The sequence below is a fragment of the Parvimonas sp. D9 genome (genome assembly GCF_035282565.1).
GTDB classification, from domain to species: Bacteria; Bacillota; Clostridia; order Tissierellales; family Peptoniphilaceae; genus Parvimonas; species Parvimonas micra.
In genome coordinates this window covers 1-19,814 of sequence record NZ_JAYKBM010000003.1, presented here as the reverse complement: position 1 = coordinate 19,814, position 19,814 = coordinate 1, and the positions used below count along the sequence as shown (strand labels likewise).

General features: G+C 27.6%; 14 protein-coding genes. 13 read left to right on the top strand and 1 reads right to left on the bottom strand.

Translation table 11 applies throughout. The annotated features are described in order from the left end of the window. Positions 1-59: 59 nt before the first annotated feature. Positions 60-3,185 carry a hypothetical protein gene (locus tag VJI94_RS03765; protein WP_324008399.1) on the bottom strand — a complete coding sequence of 1,042 codons (3,126 nt, stop codon included), beginning with the start codon at positions 3,183-3,185 and terminating at the stop codon, positions 60-62. 585 nt (positions 3,186-3,770) lie between these two features. Here VJI94_RS03765 and VJI94_RS03760 point away from each other — a divergent pair. The 13 genes from VJI94_RS03760 to murI all read left to right on the top strand — a co-directional run bounded on the left by VJI94_RS03760 (position 3,771) and on the right by murI (position 19,461). Then, entirely contained in the window at positions 3,771-4,844 is a 1,074-nt protein-coding gene (locus tag VJI94_RS03760) for a D-alanine--D-alanine ligase family protein (RefSeq protein ID WP_324008398.1), read from the top strand. 2 nt (positions 4,845-4,846) lie between these two features. Further along, positions 4,847-6,217, top strand: a complete 1,371-nt coding sequence (locus VJI94_RS03755; RefSeq protein ID WP_029950114.1) for a UDP-N-acetylmuramoyl-tripeptide--D-alanyl-D-alanine ligase — start codon at positions 4,847-4,849, stop codon at positions 6,215-6,217. A gap of 15 nt (positions 6,218-6,232) precedes the next feature. Beyond that, entirely contained in the window at positions 6,233-7,486 is a 1,254-nt protein-coding gene (locus tag VJI94_RS03750; RefSeq protein WP_324008397.1) for an AAA family ATPase, read from the top strand. Beyond that, complete coding sequence (locus VJI94_RS03745) at positions 7,464-8,006, top strand: hypothetical protein (RefSeq protein ID WP_324008396.1); 543 nt, start codon at positions 7,464-7,466, stop codon at positions 8,004-8,006. Before VJI94_RS03750 ends, VJI94_RS03745 begins: the two co-directional genes overlap by 23 nt. A 12-nt stretch (positions 8,007-8,018) precedes the next feature. Beyond that, positions 8,019-9,146, top strand: a complete 1,128-nt coding sequence (locus VJI94_RS03740; protein WP_324008395.1) for a M20/M25/M40 family metallo-hydrolase — start codon at positions 8,019-8,021, stop codon at positions 9,144-9,146. Positions 9,147-9,154: 8 nt separating this feature from the next. Next, positions 9,155-12,061: an insulinase family protein gene (locus tag VJI94_RS03735; protein WP_324008394.1), complete on the top strand. Its 2,907-nt coding sequence runs from the start codon at positions 9,155-9,157 to the stop codon at positions 12,059-12,061. 360 nt (positions 12,062-12,421) lie between these two features. After that, positions 12,422-13,504, top strand: a complete 1,083-nt coding sequence (locus VJI94_RS03730) for an ABC transporter substrate-binding protein (protein ID WP_324008392.1) — start codon at positions 12,422-12,424, stop codon at positions 13,502-13,504. Between the two features lie 12 nt (positions 13,505-13,516). Further along, on the top strand, positions 13,517-14,536 hold the full coding sequence (locus VJI94_RS03725; protein ID WP_281703308.1) for an ABC transporter permease: 1,020 nt from the start codon (positions 13,517-13,519) through the stop codon (positions 14,534-14,536). Then, positions 14,536-15,297 carry an ABC transporter ATP-binding protein gene (locus tag VJI94_RS03720; protein ID WP_269720810.1) on the top strand — a complete coding sequence of 254 codons (762 nt, stop codon included), beginning with the start codon at positions 14,536-14,538 and terminating at the stop codon, positions 15,295-15,297. The genes VJI94_RS03725 and VJI94_RS03720 overlap by 1 nt, the downstream gene beginning before the upstream one ends. Positions 15,298-15,525: 228 nt before the next feature. Continuing rightward, positions 15,526-16,695, top strand: a complete 1,170-nt coding sequence (locus tag VJI94_RS03715; RefSeq protein WP_324008391.1) for a double-cubane-cluster-containing anaerobic reductase — start codon at positions 15,526-15,528, stop codon at positions 16,693-16,695. Beyond that, positions 16,695-17,450, top strand: a complete 756-nt coding sequence (locus VJI94_RS03710; RefSeq protein ID WP_324008389.1) for an acyl-CoA dehydratase activase — start codon at positions 16,695-16,697, stop codon at positions 17,448-17,450. Before VJI94_RS03715 ends, VJI94_RS03710 begins: the two co-directional genes overlap by 1 nt. Positions 17,451-17,816: 366 nt before the next feature. Then, positions 17,817-18,656 (top strand): 4-(cytidine 5'-diphospho)-2-C-methyl-D-erythritol kinase, encoded by an 840-nt coding sequence (gene ispE / locus VJI94_RS03705; protein WP_004832865.1) that lies wholly within the window; start codon positions 17,817-17,819, stop codon positions 18,654-18,656. 1 nt (position 18,657) lies between these two features. Beyond that, positions 18,658-19,461 (top strand): glutamate racemase, encoded by an 804-nt coding sequence (gene murI / locus VJI94_RS03700; RefSeq protein WP_118059080.1) that lies wholly within the window; start codon positions 18,658-18,660, stop codon positions 19,459-19,461. The last annotated feature ends 353 nt before the right edge of the window (positions 19,462-19,814 follow it).

Sequence of the window (19,814 nt, the reverse complement as noted above, 5' to 3'; positions counted from 1 at the left end):
GAGTTTTTGGAGCAGTACTTTTTTGTTTATATTTTAAATAATTTTAATTTAGCTTTTTATTATCTTTTCTTCTTTGAAATGTAAAGACCTGCAAGAGAACTGATAGCTAATGTTGATAATGTAACAAAATTTAAACCTATTGATGTTTTTGCCAATTTAGATTTTTTACTTTGCTTTTTATTGTTATTTTCAATTTGTTTATCATCTTTTACTTTTTGGAATTTGTATTCTATTGCATATTTAGAAAAATGAGAAGTTTCAAAACTTATTTCTTTTCCATTTTGATTGAAACTTAAAGCATTTAATTTTCCATTATCATCTAAATAGTGGACAGCTACTACTTCATTATTTGAAGTTTTTGGAACTGTAACTAAAAATTTCCCATTTTCTACTTTTTTAAGATTTCCTGATTTATCTAAGAATTCAATATCATAAAGATTTACATTTTTTCCTCTTAAACTTTCGAATTTGTTAGAATCCGGTTTGTTTACTTTCAATTTTAAACCTTCAAGTATCTTCTTTGGCCCTTTAACAGAAATTTTAGTTTGTTCATCGATAAGTGTAATTTCTTCATCTTTGTTTTCATCAGGTTTATTTGGTATATCTAATCCTGTTTTTTCAAATTCTATCACTAAAGGATATATTCCTAAGCTATGAACATCAGTAATTTTTACAATATCTCCAATCTGTTCAAATTTTAATTCTTCTTTGTTATTTCCGTTTAGATAATAAGCGGAAGAAACTTTTTTACCTGTAGGGATTTTTCTTAGAATTTCAAAATCTCCATAGGCTAATTTAGTTCTTTCACAATTTTGTCTTACATGATTAAGTAGAACTAAATCGAGAATCATAGCATCTTTTTCTTTTAATTCAGGATAATCAGATTTATCTAAGTGGTCAGTAAGCAAGAATAAATTTTTAAAGTCCATTCCTTTTATTGTTGTGTTACCTGGTTTACAAGTAATAGAGCCATTAGTTCTACCTGAAATTTTATTTTTTACTTTGATAATTTCAGCACTTCCACAAGATGAATGATCAAAAACATATTTAATTCCCGGAGTTCCCCATTCAGTTTTATCTTTTACAACGATAGGGAATGTATCAATTATAAGATTTTCATTAGTTGGTTTAGCAACATAAGTTACATCTTCCATTAATCTAACTTTTAAATGTCCTAATTCATCTGTTGTAGCTTTTGTAGTATGAATTGCACTAATAAATTGAATTTCTTCATTTACAAGAGCTTTATTATCTTTTACGAACTTAATGTCAATTTCATAAGTTCCATCATTTTTAACATTAGATGTATTATTTTTAACAACAAGTTCTGTTAATTCTTTTTTATCTTTGAAGGAAAATGGGAACTTACCTTCTTTTACAGCTTCAAAATGTTTATTGTGCATAAAATATTTGTTTGAAACTAATTGTAAGAAATATGAATTCTTTTCAAATAACTCAAGAGCTGGTAACTTTCCGTTTTCATCTAGAGTAAATTCTCCTTCATATTGTTGTTTACTTGAATTAAATAATTTGAATTTTATATCTTTTTTGTCTGCACCTTCCGGTAGTTTTACAGAAATCGGTAAAGTTTTTACTTTGCTTTTACTTACTTCACAAACAACATCTGAATTATCAGGACAACTTGGACAAGAAGGATCTGTATCATTTCCACCAAGACCTGGAATATTATTTCCTACACCGTCATAACGTTTTAAAAATACAGCTTTAAGTTTTCTATTCTTACCTTGAGAAGTATCTCCTTCTGGTACTTTTGGCCAATATAAACCGTCTTCTTTATCTTTTTCAACTGTAAATTCTATAGGCTTTTCTAAATAATATTCAGAGTCCTTATCCTTCATAGTTATTTTATAAGACTTACCGATTTTTGCATCAAAATTTAAAAAGTTATTTTCATTTTTTCTAATTTGAACTGAGTTTGTTCCAATTTCTTCAATTTTAAAATCAATAGATTTTTTTAGATGTTTTCCACCTTGAATAACATAAATTCTAACTAGATAGGAACCTTGATATACATTTAGTTTTTCAACCTTCTCTTTTGATTCGTTTTCAATACTATTATCATCATTTATTCTGAATTTAAAGCCGCTCATTTTATAAGTATTTTCAACAGATCTAACTATATTTATAGTATATTCGGTATTTTTGTAAAGTTCTAATTCGATTTTTCCATTTTTACTTACAAATTCTTTAGTTTCTCCACCACCCATAACTACGAATTTTAAATTATTTTCAGTAACTGCTTTATGTGAAGTAATATCAAAAACTTCTAGAATTTTTTTTGTTAATATTCCATTTTCGGGTTTTTTACCAATTAAGTCTGATTTTTTAACAACAACTATTTTTTCTACAGTTTTTTCGGATAATTCTCCGGTTATTTCATTATAATATTTTGCTATACCGTTTTTATCTGCCTTAAACCAAATATAGTTTTCGTATCCATTATCAGTTTTTAAAGTATATTTATCCTTATCAGTTGAAATACCTAATTTCATTCTAGCTCCAAGCGGTACTTTAACTCCTGATAATTTTCCATTTGAAGTTACATAATCAGCCATATCCTTGTTTTCCTTGTTAAATGTATGGAAATTAACTCCATCCGGAACTTTACTTCCATCAGGGAAAACAACTTCTATTTCTTTAATAGTAACATCCTTATTTTCATCCTCAGTATTTTCGTTATCATTTGATTTTTTTTCAAAAATTAAACTATTGATTTCAACTTCATCACCATTTAAGTTAGAAGTACGCAATGTCTTCTTTACAGAATCAAATTTTAGAATATTAAGATTTTTATTGTCTTTTTTAATATTTGATAATTGATAATTTGATTCTCCTTTAATCTCAATAGTGTAAAGATTACCTTTATCTTCAACTACTGAAAAGTCAAAAACCCCATTAACACTTTCAATATCGTACTCTTCCTCGCCCCAAAATGCATAATCTGGGTGAGTCTTTACTTTTAAAGTAATTTCTTTTGTTAATCTTTTTCCTGTAGCTTTATCAATACCTTCTAAACAAAAGTTTGGAAGTTTTGCATTTTTGGCTTTCTCTGTGTTTTCAGCATATACGGTATTACCAGTAGCCATAGCCATAGGAGTCAATGCTAAACTTAAAAGTAAAGACATTACTACAAATTTTCTAAAAATTCCTTTTTTTCTTTTCATATTTTCCTCCGTAAAATAATTTTTGCAATATAATTGTATACTGAACAACTTTTTTTTGTCAATAAGCACTTAAATTTTCTTTTTTTCTAAATTTTTAGTTTTTGTGACTTTTTTCTTTTTTTGCAGTGTGTAAAAATATATATAAAGATGATTGTTAATTTTTTTGTATATATAATTTTTTTGTGAAATAAAAAACAATTAAAGCCTCTTAAGATAGAATTTTATTTTATATAAAAATGATAATATTTTATCTTGATTAATTTTTAACTCTTAAAAGATAACTTTATTATATTAAATCTAACAGTAAAATTTATAATTAAATAATTTTTAGAGAAATAAAAAAATGATTTATCAAACGAAAAAACATATTGATAAAAAATATAAAAAAGATAATTAAAAATTTTTATAGATGTAAAATTTTTTAAAAAACAAGTAATATTATGTCATTAATTCATTTTATTTACATAATATAAAAAATTTAAATAAAAATTTATTAAAAATATTTTTGAGTTTAATTATGAAAAAATTTTTAATTTATGGTATACTATAAGATGATATTTATAATACAAAGAAGGGGTTTTAATTATGAAAAATTTATATTTGTTATACGGGGGAAAGAGTACAGAACACGAAATTTCTGTTTTAACTGCAAAGTCCGTTATAAATAATTTAGATAGAAAAAAATATAAGATATTTCCTATTTATGTAGATAAATGTGGAAGATGGAATTACTTGGGAAAAAATACTAAGAATATTGAAAATGAAAAAGAGTTAGTTGTCGAAGGATTTGGAAATGTTGCAGATTCTATTTCAAATTTTTTTGCAAAAGACTTTGTAAATGAAAATGCGATTTTCTTTCCGGCAATGCACGGAACTTTTTCTGAAGACGGAACTATTCAGGGTTTTTTTGATATAATGGACCTTACATATGTGGGAAATAATGTTTTATCTTCCGCAGTTTGTATGGATAAGGGAACTGCAAATGATGTTTTTGCGGGTAATGGAATTTTACAACCTGAATATTATTTAGTAACGAAATATGAATTTAATAAAAATAAAGATTTACAAATCAAAAACATTCTTGAAAAAATTGGAGAAGTTTCTTTTATAAAGCCTTGTAATGCGGGATCAAGCGTTGGAGTTACAAAGGTAACTAAGAAAGAAGAGATTGAACCTGCTCTAATTGAAGCTTTTAAATATGATAATAGAGTTTTAGTTGAAGAGGCTGTTATTGGAGATGAGCTTCAAGTTTTAATTATGGGAAATAATATTTTGAAAGCTAGTTTACCCGGTGGTGTAAAAGTTACTAGAGAATTTTTTGACTATGAAGCAAAATACTTTGACGAAACTACAGACCATATTATTCCTTGGGATTTAACTGATGAAGAAATTAAAGAAATTCAATCTGTAGCAAAAAGAGCCTATGCAGTTACAAATTGTAAGGGTTTTGCTAGAGTTGATATTTTTGTAAGAGATAGTGATAGAAAAATGCTCGTAAATGAAATTAATACAATTCCGGGAATGACTGCTGTTTCTATGGCTCCTGCAATGTATATGAAAACTTTCAAAAAGACTTATAGCGACTTTTTGGACGAGTTAATTGAACTTGCAGTTGAAAATAAAAAAGAAAAAGATTCTTTGACAACAAATAGGGGGTAATTATGTTAAAAGCAACTTTGGAGACTATAGCTAAAATAGTTGGTGGAACTTTGGTTACTACAAGTATGAAAGATAAAATTATAGAGGGAGTTTCTACAGATACTCGTGAGATACAAGTACACAATTTATTTATTCCTCTTGTAGGAGAAAAATTTGATGGGCATAATTTTGCTTTTGATGCCGTGAAAAAGGGAGCAGTTGCTACTTTATGGGATAAAAGACATCCTACACCTTACCTTGATGCCGGAATTATTATTGTAGATAATACTCTACAAGCATATCAAAAACTTGCAAGTAGTTATTTAAAGGCAACTGGAGCTAAAGTTGTAGGGATAACCGGTTCAAACGGTAAGACTGGAACTAAAGATATTTTAGCATCAATTTTAAAGGAAAATTTTAGAGTTCATAATACAGCAAAAAATCTTAATAATGAAATAGGTGTTCCAAAAACAATTATGGAAATGGACTTAGATGATGAAGTTGTCGTTTTGGAAATGGGAATGGAACGCTTTGGAGAAATTAAAACTCTTACGAATATTGCAAGACCTGATATTGCAGTTATTACAAATATTGGAGATAGTCATTTATTGGAACTTGGAACTAAAGAAAATATTGCTAGAGCAAAGTTTGAAATTCTAGAAGGGTTAAAGCCGGATGGAGTGTTCATCTTCAATAATGACGATGAAGTTTTAAGAGAAGTAATAAAAGAATATACAATTACTCAAAAAGTTATCAAAATAGGAACAAGAGAAGATTCGGATGTAATCATAAGACCTATTCGTTCGGATGAAGAGGGAAGCAGTTTTTCAATCGGAGAATATGCTTACAGTATTCCATTTATTGGGAAACATCAAATTTACAATGCTTCAGTTGCGATAACAATAGCCGGACTTTTGGGAATGAACTATGGCGATATTGTTAGAGGTCTTTCAAGAGTAAAATTAACCGGAATGAGAATGGAACTTATGCACTTGTCAAGTTTTGATATCTTAAATGACTGTTATAAGTCAAATCCTCAAAGCTTAACTTCCTGTATTGAAACTGTCTATACTATGAAAGGCTACAAAAATAAAATTTTAATTCTTTCCGATATGTTGGAGCTTGGTGAAAACGAGAGAAAACTACATTTTTCTGTAGGAGAAAAAATAGATAGAAATAAGATTGATTATGTGATATGCATTGGAGATTTAGCTAAAGAGATTTACAATGGAGCAAATAGAAATTTCAATGTCAACAACCTTTTCCATTTTGAAACTAATGAAGAAGTCGTAAATAAAGTTAGAGAACTTATTTCGGAAGATACTTTAATTATGGTTAAGGGAAGCAGAGGAATGAAACTGGAAAAAATTATTGAAATGTTAAAGGAGATTTAATAAAAGGAGGTATATATGAAGCTTTTTTTAAAGAATATAGGAAAAATAGAAAAAGCAACTATAGATTTAAATGGGATTACAGTTATAGCTGGGGAGAATGATACTGGTAAAAGTACTATAGGAAAGGCATTATTTGCAGTTTTTAATAGTTTTTATGATATAGAGTCTAAAATAAAAATGGAACGTGAGAAATCTATAGAAAATTATATATTTGCAAATTCTAATTCTAATTCAATTAATTTAAGTATATTAAGAGAAAATTTTATTGATACTGTTATTAATGAGCTTAATTCTGATAATATTCATAATATTGATGAAAAAACTATAAAAAAAACTATATATAATAACATTGAAGAAAATGTAGATGACGAAACAATAGAGTTAGTGGATAAAACTGCAAAAAAAGTTAAAGAAGTTTTTGGTATTTCACATTTAGAATTTTTAAAAGAAATTTTAAAAAATAATTTACTTACAGAGTTTAGTTATCAAATAGGTAATATATTTTCCAATGAAGATTCAGAAATAACTTTAACAATAAAGGGAAGAGATATAAATATAAAAATAAAAGATGATAAGTTTTTTAGTGTTGAAAATGATATTTCTCTAGGAACTGAAGTTATATATATAGATAATCCTTTCATAATAGATGATATTGATACAATAATTTTATCACGACTTAATAGAAATATATCTTCAAAACATAGTTATTTTTTACGTAAAAAATTAGAAAGTGAGTATTTTTTAAATACAATTATTGATAAAATAATAATTCAAAAAAGTTTTGAAGAAATCTTTAATAAAATAGATTTAGGGAATTTTGTGAAATTTGGTCCTGGAATAAAATATAAGAAAAATAATAATGAAAAAGCTTTAAATGTAGAAAATTTATCTACAGGAATAAAATCTTTTATGCTTATAAAAACTCTACTTTTAAATGGACATTTATCTGAAAATGGGACTATAGTTTTAGATGAACCTGAAGTACATTTACATCCAGAATGGCAATTAATATTTGCTGAATTGATAGTTTTGTTACAAAAAGAATTTAATATGCATATATTATTAACAACTCATAGTCCTTATTTTTTAAATGCTATTGAAGTTTATTCAGCTAAATATGAGATTAAAGAAAAATGTAAATTTTATTTATCAGAAAATGATGGAAATTTTGCAAAATTTAACGATGTTACAAATAATTCAGAATTGATATATAAAAAGTTAGCAAGACCATTTCAAGAATTAGAAAATGAAGGAAGTAGATATGAGTAGGCTTATAGATATAGACATATTTAGAAATAATATTATTTCACTAAAACATTCTTCCTATGATAATAAAAACAATTGTCATATGACTTCAGATAATATGGAAGTTATTGATTTTGATAAGGTCAAGAGAGAATATCTAAATAATATAGGGCTATCGGAAGAATGCGCAAAATCTGTAGATGCTATTATTGATTTCAATGGTAATTTTATATTAATTGAGTTTAAAAATGGTAAAATGAAGAATGAGAAAAAACCCGTTAAAGAAAAAATAAAAGATTCTTTGTTAATTTTTGGAGATATTATCGGGAAAACTATATCTAGTATAAGGAATGATACCAAATTTATACTTGTATATAATGAGAGTAAAAATTCGAAAATTGAAATAAGTAAAAGGGTATCTTATTTAGCCGGAGAAGAAATTATAAGATTTGATTTAGAAAAATATAAAGGTCTGTATTTTCAAGAAATTCATACTTATACTGAAAAAGAATTTGAGAATTATATCAAAAAAATATGTAATTAAAGGAGATTTAATATGAATAAAGAAAGACTTTTAAATACATTTTTAGATTTAGTAAAGATTTACTCACCTTCAAGAAATGAAATAAATGTTATGAAGTATATAACTAAAAAGTTAGACAAACTTGGAGTTAAATATATTTTACATGACCATTCAGCTGAATATGGCGGAAATACTCCTGTAATTATTGCAAAACTTGAAAAAAATTGTGATGACGAAAAACTTAACCCAATTTCTCTTTCTGCTCATATGGATGTTGTTGAGCCTTCAAAGGATTTAGATGTTTATGTTGAGGACGGACTTGTTAAAACGAGAACTAAAACAACTTTAGGCGGAGATGATAAGGGTGGAGTTGCAATTATTTTAGAAACTTTTGAAAATTTAGTTGAAAATAATTTACCACATAATGATGTATTTGCAGTTATAACTCCATCTGAAGAAATTGGACTTTTGGGAGCAAAATCAATTAAATGGGAAGAAATTCCATCTGAATTTATGCCTGCAAAAGATATGCTTGTGTTAGATAATGGTGGTGGATCAGATTTAGTAGCTGTTGAAGGGCCTTGTATGTATAAGATAAATGTTCATTATGAAGGAGCTTCTGCACATGCGGGAATTGAGCCTGAAAAAGGAAGAAGTGCAATTATAGCTATGAGTAGTGCTATTTCAAAGATGAAAATTGGAAGATTAAATGACCACACTACTTCAAATATAGGTAGCATCGTATCTGAATTTCCTACAAATGTTGTTCCTAAAGATTGTAAAATCAGAATGGAAGTTAGATGTTTGAATGAAGATGAAGCAAAAGAAAATGTTGATAATTATATAGATATTTTTGAAAAAACTGCAAAAGACTTTGAAGTTAAATGCAATATCGAAGTTAAATACGATTATCCACCATTAAAACAAATTGATGAAAATAATTTATTAAATAGAGTTTTAGATGCTTATAAAAAAGTTGGAATTACAGCAAAACCAATTAAAATTGGTGGCGGTTGTGACGGAAATATTTATTTAAAAAATGGATTCCATTCTGTAATTTTAGGAGTTGGAATGTACAAAATTCATACGATTGAGGAATATTTAGTTATTTCCGATATGGAAAAAACGGCTGAGGCGGTTATGGAATTTATTACAAAATAGGAGGGAATATGTATAAAGGATATAAATTAATTCAAGAAAAATATATAAAGGATGTAAATTCTGACTGTATTTTACTTGAACATGAAAAAACCGGTGCTAGAGTTTTTTTGATGAAAAATGATGATGACAATAAAACTTTTAGTATCGGATTTAAAACTATTCCTACAGATAACACAGGGATTTGCCATATAATTGAGCATTGTGTACTATCCGGTTCAAGAAAATTTCAAACAAAAGAACCTTTTATGGATATGGTAAAGATAAGTACAGCTACATTTTTAAATGCTATGACTTTTCCTGATAAGACTGTTTATCCTGTTTCCAGTAGAAATGAAAAAGATTTTAAAAATTTAATGGATGTATATATGGATGCTGTTTTCTATCCTGCGATGAAATCTGATAGAAGAATTTTTATGCAAGAAGGTTGGCATTATGAACTTGAAAATGAAGAAGACGAGCTTAATATCAAAGGGGTAGTTTATAATGAAATGAAAGGGGCTTATTCTGTTCCTGAAACAACTCTTTATTATAGAGTAAATAATGCTCTTTGTTCTGATACTGTTTATGCTAAAGAATCAGGTGGAGAACCTTATGAAATTCCAAACTTAACTTATGAAGATTTTTGTGAATTTCATTCAAAATATTATCATCCTTCAAACTCATATATTTATTTATATGGAGACTGTGATATGGAAGAAAGACTTGAATTTTTGGATAGAGAATATCTTTCAAACTTTGAAAAAGAAGAACTTGATAATTTTGAAGGAAATCAAAAACCTTTTGAAAAACCTAAAAATGTCTTTGATGAATATTCAGTTTCAAAGGATGAAGACACAAAAAATAAGACATTCTTAGCTTATGTTTCTTGCTTTGGAGAAAGTGATGGGCTAAAAGATGGAATTATATCAAGATTACTAAATGAAGTTTTGATTGAGATGCAAGGTGCATATTTAAAAGAAGCTCTTCTTAAAGAAAATATATGCGAAGATGTTTCTTCAATTTCTATGGAATCTACAAAATTTTCAAGTTTTGGAGTTTATGTTACAAATTCAGAAAGGGAAAATTTAGATAAATTTAAGGAAGTTGTAGAAAAAACTTTAGCAGATGTTATTAAGAATGGAATTGAAAAAGAAAAGCTAATTGCGGTATTGAATAGAACAGAATTTTCTGTAAGGGAACTTTTAAATTCTACAACTGCCGGAATTGAATGTATGTTGCATATCTACGAGAATTGGTTGTATGACAAAAATCCTATGGAATCACTTGCTTTTGATGATGTTTTATCAGAAATTAGAGAAGAAATTCTAAATAATAGATTATTGGAAAGAATTATTGAAGAAAAGATTTTAAATAACAATCATAAGGCATTTATTGTTCTTTCACCGAGTGCCGGACTTAATGACAAAAAGGATTTGGCTCAAAAAGAGTGGTTAAAAAGATACAAAGAGTCTTTAAATAAAATTCAAATTGAAAAAATAATTGAAAATACTAAGAATTTAATTGAATATCAACAAACTGAAAGTTCAGATGAACAAAAAGCTACAATTCCAAAATTAAAAATTGAAGATATAGATAAAGAAACTTTAAAAATTCCGAATGACATAGATAAAGTGGAAGATATAACAGTTTTAAAACATGATATTTTCACTTCAGGTATTAATTATGTAGATATTTGTTTTGATTTAAAACATATCTCAAAAGATGAAATAGTATATTTATCATTAATCGAAAATCTATTAAAATCTTTGGATAAAAAATCAATGTCTTATAAGGACTTTTCGGTTGAAACATTTTTACGTTGTGGAGGGATTTCAACTACAATTGTAACTTTGACAAATTCAAAAAATAGGGAAAAATTTGTTCCAAAAATTGTTGTAAGTGTGAAATTTTTCTCTGAAAAACTTAAAGAAACTGCAGAGCTTGTAAAAGTCTTATTAAAAGAAACAATTTTTACAGATAAGAATAGAATAAAAGAAGAAGTTTTAGCTATAAAAGGTGAATTGGAACAAGATGTTATTGGAGCTGGTCATCTTTACGGAATAAACAGAGCAAAATCATATTATTCAAACAAGGCATATTATGATGAAAAAGTTAAAGGTATTGATTATTTAAAATTTATTCAAGATTTAGCTGAGAATTTTGATGAAAAAATTGATAATGTAATTGAAAAAATGAAATTTGTTTACAATAGAATGTTTAAGTTAAACGAAACAATTGTAAATATAACAACAACAGAGGATAATTTTGATAGTATAGAAAAAGAATTTGTTGGACTTGTAAAAGAATTTCCTAAAATAGAAGATTCTTCTTATGATTTTACTTTTGAAAAAGAAAATTTAAAAGAAGGAATTGCAACTTCTTCAGATGTAAATTATGTTGCTTTTGCAGGAGATATGAAAAAATATGGAGTTGAATATTCAGGAAGTTTTGCATTGCTTTCCAAAATTTTGAGCACTACTCATATGCATAATAATATCAGAGCAATAGGTGGAGCTTATGGAGCTGGTTTTAGTATAACTAGAGATAGTGAAATAATTATGTTTAGCTATAGGGATCCTAATTTAAAATCTACAAAAGAAATTTTTTCAACAGTAGGAAAATTTGTTTCAGAAATGGAACTTTCAGAAGAAGATTTAGAAAGTTTTAAAATTTCACTTGTAAAAGATTTTAATCCATTACTTACACCAAAACATAAAGGTTATACTTCTATGATTATGTATATTACTGGATCAGATGAAAAAGAATTAGAAATCTACCTAGAGGAGCTTTTAAATGCAAGATTAGAAGATTTAAAAGGACTTTCAGAAGTAATCGATAAAGTATTAAGTCAAGATACTTTTGTTGTAGTTGGAAATACCAATAAAATAAAGGAAAATTCTGAAGAATTTAATAATATTGTAGTTTTGAAGAAGTAATATAATATTTTAGAATTTTTTAAAAGATTAGGTTAAGCGAAAGCTTAACCTTTTTTAGTTGCTAATTTTTATCTGTTTTAGTCTTTAAAAAATGCTATTTAATTTTGTTAAATTATATAGTAAGTATTATAAAATTAAATATATTAATAATTTTAATACTTATGTTAATTTAATCCATCAAAACATTTGCATAAATATAGCTTATAAACAATAAAATATCCATAAAAAATTAATATAAATAAATCGTTGACTTAATTACATTAAATGATATAATTTAATTAGTCAAAAATTTCTTAAATAATAAAAAAGATAAATACATAATTTAACAAAGTTTTTGACAATTTTTTTGGAGGGTTTTAAATGAATAAAAAAGGAATTAGTTTATTGTTATTATCAGCACTGGTATTTAGTTTTACTGGATGTGGAAATACTGCAAAGAGAGCTGATAACAACCAAAGTTCTGAAAAGAAAGAAGAAAAAAATGAAAGTAAGATGACTATAGCGGATGTTGATTTGAATGATCCCGATTTAGAGGAAAAATGGAAAAAAGAGCCACGTTATGGAACAAAAATCACTTTAGGATACAACGGGGGGCTTTGTACTTCTGGTTTAGGAATTGCTCATGTTAAGGGATTTTTGGCTAAACAAGGTTTAGAGGGGGAGATTAAAAACTTACAATTATCTGTTGCAGATGCTATTGGTACAGGTAAGTTAGATGCGACTACTGACCATATTTCAACTTCTGTTGTTCCTGCAGTAAATGGAACTAATATGGTATTTACAAGAGGTGCTCATACTGGTTGTAAATCACTTTTTGTTTTAAAAGATTCAGATATTCAAAAGACAAGTGATCTAATTGGAAAAGAAGTTGCAATTCATGATGGAATAGGAGCTTCTGACCACAATATAGCTTTAAGATTTTTATCAAGAGATAAGGTTAACTATTCAAAAGTTAAATTTAAAAATGTAGAAACTGCTGCAACTATTCAATCTATGCAAAATGGAGAAATTCATGCGGCGATGTTTTCAGACCAGTTTGCACAAAAGTTTGTTGATCAAGGAATTATTAGACCGATTCGTTCAATAACTACTGATGATGATTTTAAAATCGAACCCTGCTGTGTACTTATTTTAAATAAAAAATTTGTTGAAGAAAATCCTATAACAGCAGCAAAACTTACTAAGGCTCATAAAGAGGCCAGTGATTGGATTGAAGAAAATAAAAAAGAAGCTGCACAAGTAATTAATCAAAACAATTGGGGTTCAGGAAATGCTGACTCTGACCAAAGATTTTTAGAAACCTATAATTTTAAAGTTACTGATGAGAGAACTACTGAATCATTGACAGATGTTTTAAAAGATTATGCAGAATTTAAATTGATAAAACAAGAAGCTAATTCAAAGGAAACTTTAGCGGAAATTTGGAGACCTATGAAAAAATAATTTGGAGTAAATATGAGTATCGATGTAAAAAACTTGACTAAGGAACAGTTAAAGGAAATAGAACAGAAGCCAAAAAGCAATTTATATAAATTATTTGATAAAATTATTATATTTTTGCCTGTAATAGCTATAGTAATGGCTTTATTAGAATTTTATTATGTTCCTAATTATGGAGAAAATGGAATAACTGATGTTTATGGCATATTTTTGGGAGTACAACTTGCTTTATTTTTAATTTTTGGAATTTTATCATTCTTTATAAAGAGAGTTTATTATAAAATTAGACATATTGCTCCCCTAGCCACATTTGTCTATATTTTGCTTATTTTATATGATTATGCAACTTTAAAGACAAATTCACTTTTACTACCTTATTTTCCTTGGGTGGATAATATTTTAAATGCAATGTTAACTGATAGAGCTTATTTGCTAGATTGTATTAAAAATTCATTGAAGTTATTATTTACTGGTTATTTTTGGGGAGTTTTAATTGGACTTATAACTGGTATTGCTTGTGGTTATAGTAAAATTGTAAGTTATTGGATTTCTCCTTTTATGAAATTATTGGGAGCAATTCCATCTATTACTTGGATTCCTGTAATAATGGTATTCGCAAGTTCTCTTTTCAAAGGTGCTGTAATAGTAATTGCACTTGGGGTTTGGTTTTCAGTAACAATGTCTAGTTATACGGGAATTAAAAATATCGATGTAGCCTATTATGAAGCAGCGAGGACATTAGGTGCTAGTGAAAGACAGTTAATTTTAAATATAGCAATTCCATCCGCACTACCACATATCTTTCAAGGTTTAGTGATGGGTATGAGTACGGCTTGTGTATCATTGTTAGCTGCTGAAATGATAGGAGTTGAATCCGGACTCGGTTGGTATATAACTTGGCAAAGAGGATGGGCAAAATTCTCTAATATGTATGGTGCAATAATCATAATTTGTATTATCTTTGTTATAGTAAATTTTGCTTTGGGATATATTAGAAAGAAAGTTCTTAAATGGCAAGAAGGAGTGATACAATAATGGAAAAAAGAAAATTAGAATTAAAAAATGTTACGAAGATTTTTCCTAATTTTGATAATAAAGGTATCACCGAAGTTCTTCACGATATAAATTTAACTGTTGAAGAAGGAGAGTTCGTTTGTATAGTAGGACCGTCCGGATGTGGAAAATCTACCCTGTTAAGATTAGTTTCTGGATTAATTCCTGTAACTACAGGAGAACTTATGCTAAACGATAAAATAATCGACGGGACGAATGTCAATAGAGGTATGGTGTTTCAAAAACATACTTTATTCCCTTGGTTGACACTAAGACAAAATGTAGAATTTAGTTTTAGAATGTCAGGAAAATTAAAAGAAAATAAAGAAAAAGTTGATAGATTTATCAAGATGATAGGAATGGAAGAATTTCAAAATTTCTATCCTCATCAACTTTCAGGTGGAATGGCTCAAAGGGTTGCACTCATAAGGACTATGATAACTGAGCCTGAAGTTTTCTTGCTTGACGAACCTTTGGGTGCTTTGGATGCTTTTACAAGAATGAATATTCAGCATGAACTAATAGAAATGTGGAAAAGTAATAAAAATATGATGTTTATGCTTGTAACACATGATGTGGACGAGGCAATTTATCTTGGAACTAGAGTTATTGTTATGGCACCAAGACCTGGGGTTATAAAAGAAGATATAAAGATTGATATGGAGTATCCTAGAAATAGAAATAGTGATGAGTTTATAGAACATAGAAAGCATATTTTAGATGTTCTTAACTTTACAACATAAAATTTTTAAGTAATTTATTTTTAATATTAGATATAGTTTAATTATATAATGTTCCCTATGAGCAAAAGAGATGAGTTCTTCTTAGACTTGTCTTTTTTGCTTATAATAGGTTTTTCTTATGAATAATGATTATTTAATAAGAAAAAATAATTTAACATTTTAAAGTAAATAATATATAATTTAAGTAGTTGCTTTTGTGTATACTTATAAAACTAGAAAGGAGATAAAATGAAAGAAGAAATAACTAAAATTAAACTTCCTAGTAAATTTGAAGATTTTAATGAGACCAGAAAAAATGGTTTTTTAAAGATGAAAGAATTGAAAGAATCTGGTCAAAAAGTTGCAGGTATATTTTGTACATACACTCCTCAAGAAGTGATTTATGCTGCCGGACTTATTCCGGTTAGCTTATGTGCCACAACTGAAGATTCTATAAAATACGCCGAAAGAGATTTGCCTAAGAATCTTTGTCCATTGATAAAATCAAGTTATGGTTTTGCTGTAAGTGATACTTGCCCATATTTTTATTTTTCTGATATTGTAATTGGAGAAACAACTTGTGATGGAAAGAAAAAGATGTATGAACTTATGGGTGATTTTAAAAATGTTCATGTAATGCAATTACCTCAAAATAATAATGATGAGTTATCATTGAAACTCTGGACTAATGAAATTTATAAATTAAAAAGAAAGTTGGAAGAAACTTTTGATGTGGAAATAACTGAAGAAAAACTTTGGAATACAATAAAGATGGGAAATCAGGAAAGAAGAAATTTAAGAAAATTTTTTGAACTGGGAAAGCTAAACCCCTCACCTTTAAGTGGAGTCACAATGAGTGGAACTCAAGATGCTTTTGGTTTTAATTTTAATAGAGAAGAAAAAAACAAAAGTATTGTTGAAAAAACTAAAGAAGTTTACGAAATGTGGGAAAAAGAACTGAAAGGTAAGAAGAGCAAAAGACCAAGAATTTTAATTACTGGTTGCCCGGTAGGAGGAATTCGTGAAAAAATATTGACTAAAATTGAGGAAGCAGGAGCTGACATTGTAGTTTATGAAAATTGTTCAGGAGTACGTGAAAAACTTAAACTAATTGATGAAACTATGGATAATCCAATAGATGCAATTGCAAAAAAATATCTTAACTTAAGTTGTTCTGTTATGTCACCTAATGAAAAAAGGTTTAGAGATTTGAATATGCTTATGGATGAATATCAAGTAGATGCAGTTATTGAAATTGTACTTCAGGCTTGTCATACGTTTGCTGTAGAATCTACAAAGGTTAAAAAATTTGTAACAGAGAAAAAGAGGAAACCTTATATGTATATAGAATCTGACTATTCTATGACTGATGTTGGACAGGTTTCAACCAGAATTGAAGCGTTTTTGGAGATGATATAATGAATATAGGAATAGATATAGGCTCAACTGCTTCTAAAGTAGTTGTTTATGATAAAGACAAAGATGAAATACTTTATAAAATATTGATGCCATCAGGTTGGAATAGTAAAGAAACTTCTGGAGAGATTTATAAAAAATTAGTTGAAAATGGATTTGATGTAGATAATTCATTTGTTGTAGCTACTGGATATGGAAGGGTTTCAGTTCCGTATGCAGATAGAGTTGTTACAGAAATTACAACTCATTCAAAAGGTGCAATGTATTTGTTGAAAAGAGATTGTGATGTAATTGATATCGGTGGGCAGGATACAAAAATTATAAATATATCGAATGGTATGGTTAGTGATTTTATAATGAATGATAAATGTTCTGCCGGAACCGGAAAATTTTTGGAAGTTATGAGTAATAGACTTGGAGTTAGTTTAGATGAGATGTTTGAATTATCAAAAATTGGAACACCAATACCTATAAGTTCAACTTGTACAGTTTTTGCTGAATCTGAAATAATCTCTCTTATGGGTCAAGGGCGTGCTAAAGAAGATATTGCTAGCGGGGTTGTTCATTCAATAGCAAATAAAGTTGTAGGACAAACAAGAAAATTTAGAAATGAAGCGGATTTATACTTTTTAACAGGAGGATTTTCAAATAATCCTTATATGCTAGAACTTTTGGAAAAACTATTGGGGAAAAAAGTAGAAACTCATGAATTAGGTAGATTTGCAGGAGCATTAGGCGCTGCTCTTATGGGAAAATAGAAATATATCAAAAATTTTGCTAATAACAGGACTTTTTTGTAATATAACAATTCTCAAGAAAAAAGAAAGCCATAAGCTTTCTTTTAATCGTTACGGTGATTTGGGGGTACACCGTAATTTGGAGAGAGTAACTCATCAAAATTATAATGAGTAATATAGGTTATGTTATTCTTTAAAGTAAAACATCTTTAATTCTAAGCACTAAAATTTTACCTAGAGAAAGTATACCACATTTTTAGGAATAAGTCAATAGTTTTTATCTTTTTTTATAATTAAATTTTTTATGATATGCAAATTTTGTCTTTTGATTAAAATTATGGTAAAATAGTCTAAAATATATTAAAGTATTTAAACAGAGGAGATTTTATGAAAAAAAAATCTTATGCAAAAATAAATTTAATTTTAGACGTAATAGAAAAAAGGCAGGATGGATATCATAATATAGATGGAATTATGCAGATGATAGATTTGTACGATGAGGTAGAAGTTAAGATTTCCGATAAATTCGAAATTACTTCCAATTCCAAAGATATTCCTTTAGATGAGAAAAATTTGGTTTATAAAGTTTATAAGGCTTTGAAAGAAAAATATAAATTTAATGAAAGATTTTCAATACTTATTGAAAAAAATATACCGGTTTCTGCAGGTATTGCAGGTGGTAGTACAAATTCAGCGGTTGTTATAGAAATGATTGATGAAATTTTAGGATTAAATATGAGCTTAGATGATAAAAAGCAAATAGGTAAAAGTGTTGGTGCAGATATTCCATATTTACTTGTCGGAAAAACTGCGAGAACTAGAGGAATAGGAGACGAACTTGAAATTTTAGATAGTTTGCCAACTACAGATATTTTGATTGTTAATAACGGTGTTGAAATTGCTACGCCATATGTCTATTCAAATATAGTTCCCAGCGGGAATAGTGATAGAATTGATAAACTTATTAATGTATATAAGAATAAAAATTATGACGAATTTTTTAAAGGTTTATATAATGTAATGGAAAAAGTGTCAATTTCATATTGTCCTGAAATTCAAAACATAAAAGATAAGATGTATGAATTTAATTGTATAAAATCTCTTATGAGCGGTTCAGGGCCAACTGTATTTGGGATTTTCAACGATGATAAGGACATAAAAAAAGCTTATGATTATTTTAAGAAAATTTATAAGAATACTTTTATAGTAAAAACAATGGAGAGATAGTATGGATAATAGATCAATAGGAGTTTTTGATTCCGGAATAGGAGGGCTTACTGTTGTCAAGGAATTGACGAAAATTCTACCAAATGAAAAAATAGTTTATTTTGGAGATACCGCCAGAGTTCCCTATGGAACCAGAAGTGAAGAGACAATTAAAAGATTTTCTAAAGAATGTATTGAATTTTTGAATCAAAAAGATATAAAAGCCTTAATTATAGCTTGTAATACTGTTTCTGCAGTTGCACTTGAAATGCTTAAAGAGTTATTTGATATGTACATATTGGGTGTAATTATTCCCGGAAGCAAAATGGCAAATTATGTTACAAAAAACAAAAAAATAGGAGTAATAGGTACAAATGCGACAGTTTTAAGCGGAGCTTATGAAAAATGTATAAAGAGTGAGAATTCTGAGAATATAGTTTATTCAAAAGCATGTCCGTTATTTGTTCCAATAGTGGAAGAAGGATTATCAAACACTGAGATAGCATTGGAAACGGCAAAATATTATTTGAATGAATTAATAAATCAAGATGTAGATACTATTGTCATGGGTTGTACTCATTATCCTATATTAGAAAATACAATAAAGGCAGTAGTTGGCAAAGATATAAGTTTAGTGAATCCAGCAAAAGAAACTGCCAATGAAATGAAAAAATATTTAGAGTTTAATAATTTATTAAATGAAGAATCTGAAAACATTAAAAATAATATATTTTATATAACAGATGACGAGAATAAATTTAAGAAAAATTTGCTAGATTTTATAAAAATTGATAGTCCGAATATAAAAAAAATATATTTAAAATAATGGATATAGATTGCAATAAGGACTCATCCTTTCTGTGATGCTTTTCATCGGTCAGTTTTCTTGTCACATAAGTTTGACAACTCTAGAAATATATAATAATAAAAAGATAAAAAAGTATTGACAACCATTAAAATAATTGATATAATAAAGACCCAGTGAGAGCTGGGTCACTTTTTTTGTAAAAATTTAATAAAAAATTTTTAAAAAAAGTGTTGACAACCAAAAAGAGATGTTGTATAATATAATGGTTGTTGTGAAACATTAAAAATTTCATATAGTGATAAGAACTTTGAGAGTACAAAGAGAAACAATAATTTAGGTGTAACAAAAAAAGTCAGCGAGAGCAGACGAAC

Excerpts from the sequence above, each read along its gene's own strand:
- VJI94_RS03745 (WP_324008396.1), top strand. The coding sequence starts at position 7,464 with ATGAAGGAAGTAGATATGAGTAGGCTTATAGATATAGACATATTTAGA.
- murI (WP_118059080.1), top strand. The coding sequence starts at position 18,658 with ATGGATAATAGATCAATAGGAGTTTTTGATTCCGGAATAGGAGGGCTT.
- VJI94_RS03715 (WP_324008391.1), top strand. The coding sequence starts at position 15,526 with ATGAAAGAAGAAATAACTAAAATTAAACTTCCTAGTAAATTTGAAGAT.
- ispE (WP_004832865.1), top strand. The coding sequence starts at position 17,817 with ATGAAAAAAAAATCTTATGCAAAAATAAATTTAATTTTAGACGTAATA.
- VJI94_RS03750 (WP_324008397.1), top strand. The coding sequence starts at position 6,233 with ATGAAGCTTTTTTTAAAGAATATAGGAAAAATAGAAAAAGCAACTATA.
- VJI94_RS03720 (WP_269720810.1), top strand. The coding sequence starts at position 14,536 with ATGGAAAAAAGAAAATTAGAATTAAAAAATGTTACGAAGATTTTTCCT.
- VJI94_RS03730 (WP_324008392.1), top strand. The coding sequence starts at position 12,422 with ATGAATAAAAAAGGAATTAGTTTATTGTTATTATCAGCACTGGTATTT.
- VJI94_RS03710 (WP_324008389.1), top strand. The coding sequence starts at position 16,695 with ATGAATATAGGAATAGATATAGGCTCAACTGCTTCTAAAGTAGTTGTT.
- VJI94_RS03725 (WP_281703308.1), top strand. The coding sequence starts at position 13,517 with ATGAGTATCGATGTAAAAAACTTGACTAAGGAACAGTTAAAGGAAATA.
- VJI94_RS03765 (WP_324008399.1), bottom strand. The coding sequence starts at position 3,185 with ATGAAAAGAAAAAAAGGAATTTTTAGAAAATTTGTAGTAATGTCTTTA.
- VJI94_RS03755 (WP_029950114.1), top strand. The coding sequence starts at position 4,847 with ATGTTAAAAGCAACTTTGGAGACTATAGCTAAAATAGTTGGTGGAACT.
- VJI94_RS03735 (WP_324008394.1), top strand. The coding sequence starts at position 9,155 with ATGTATAAAGGATATAAATTAATTCAAGAAAAATATATAAAGGATGTA.
- VJI94_RS03760 (WP_324008398.1), top strand. The coding sequence starts at position 3,771 with ATGAAAAATTTATATTTGTTATACGGGGGAAAGAGTACAGAACACGAA.
- VJI94_RS03740 (WP_324008395.1), top strand. The coding sequence starts at position 8,019 with ATGAATAAAGAAAGACTTTTAAATACATTTTTAGATTTAGTAAAGATT.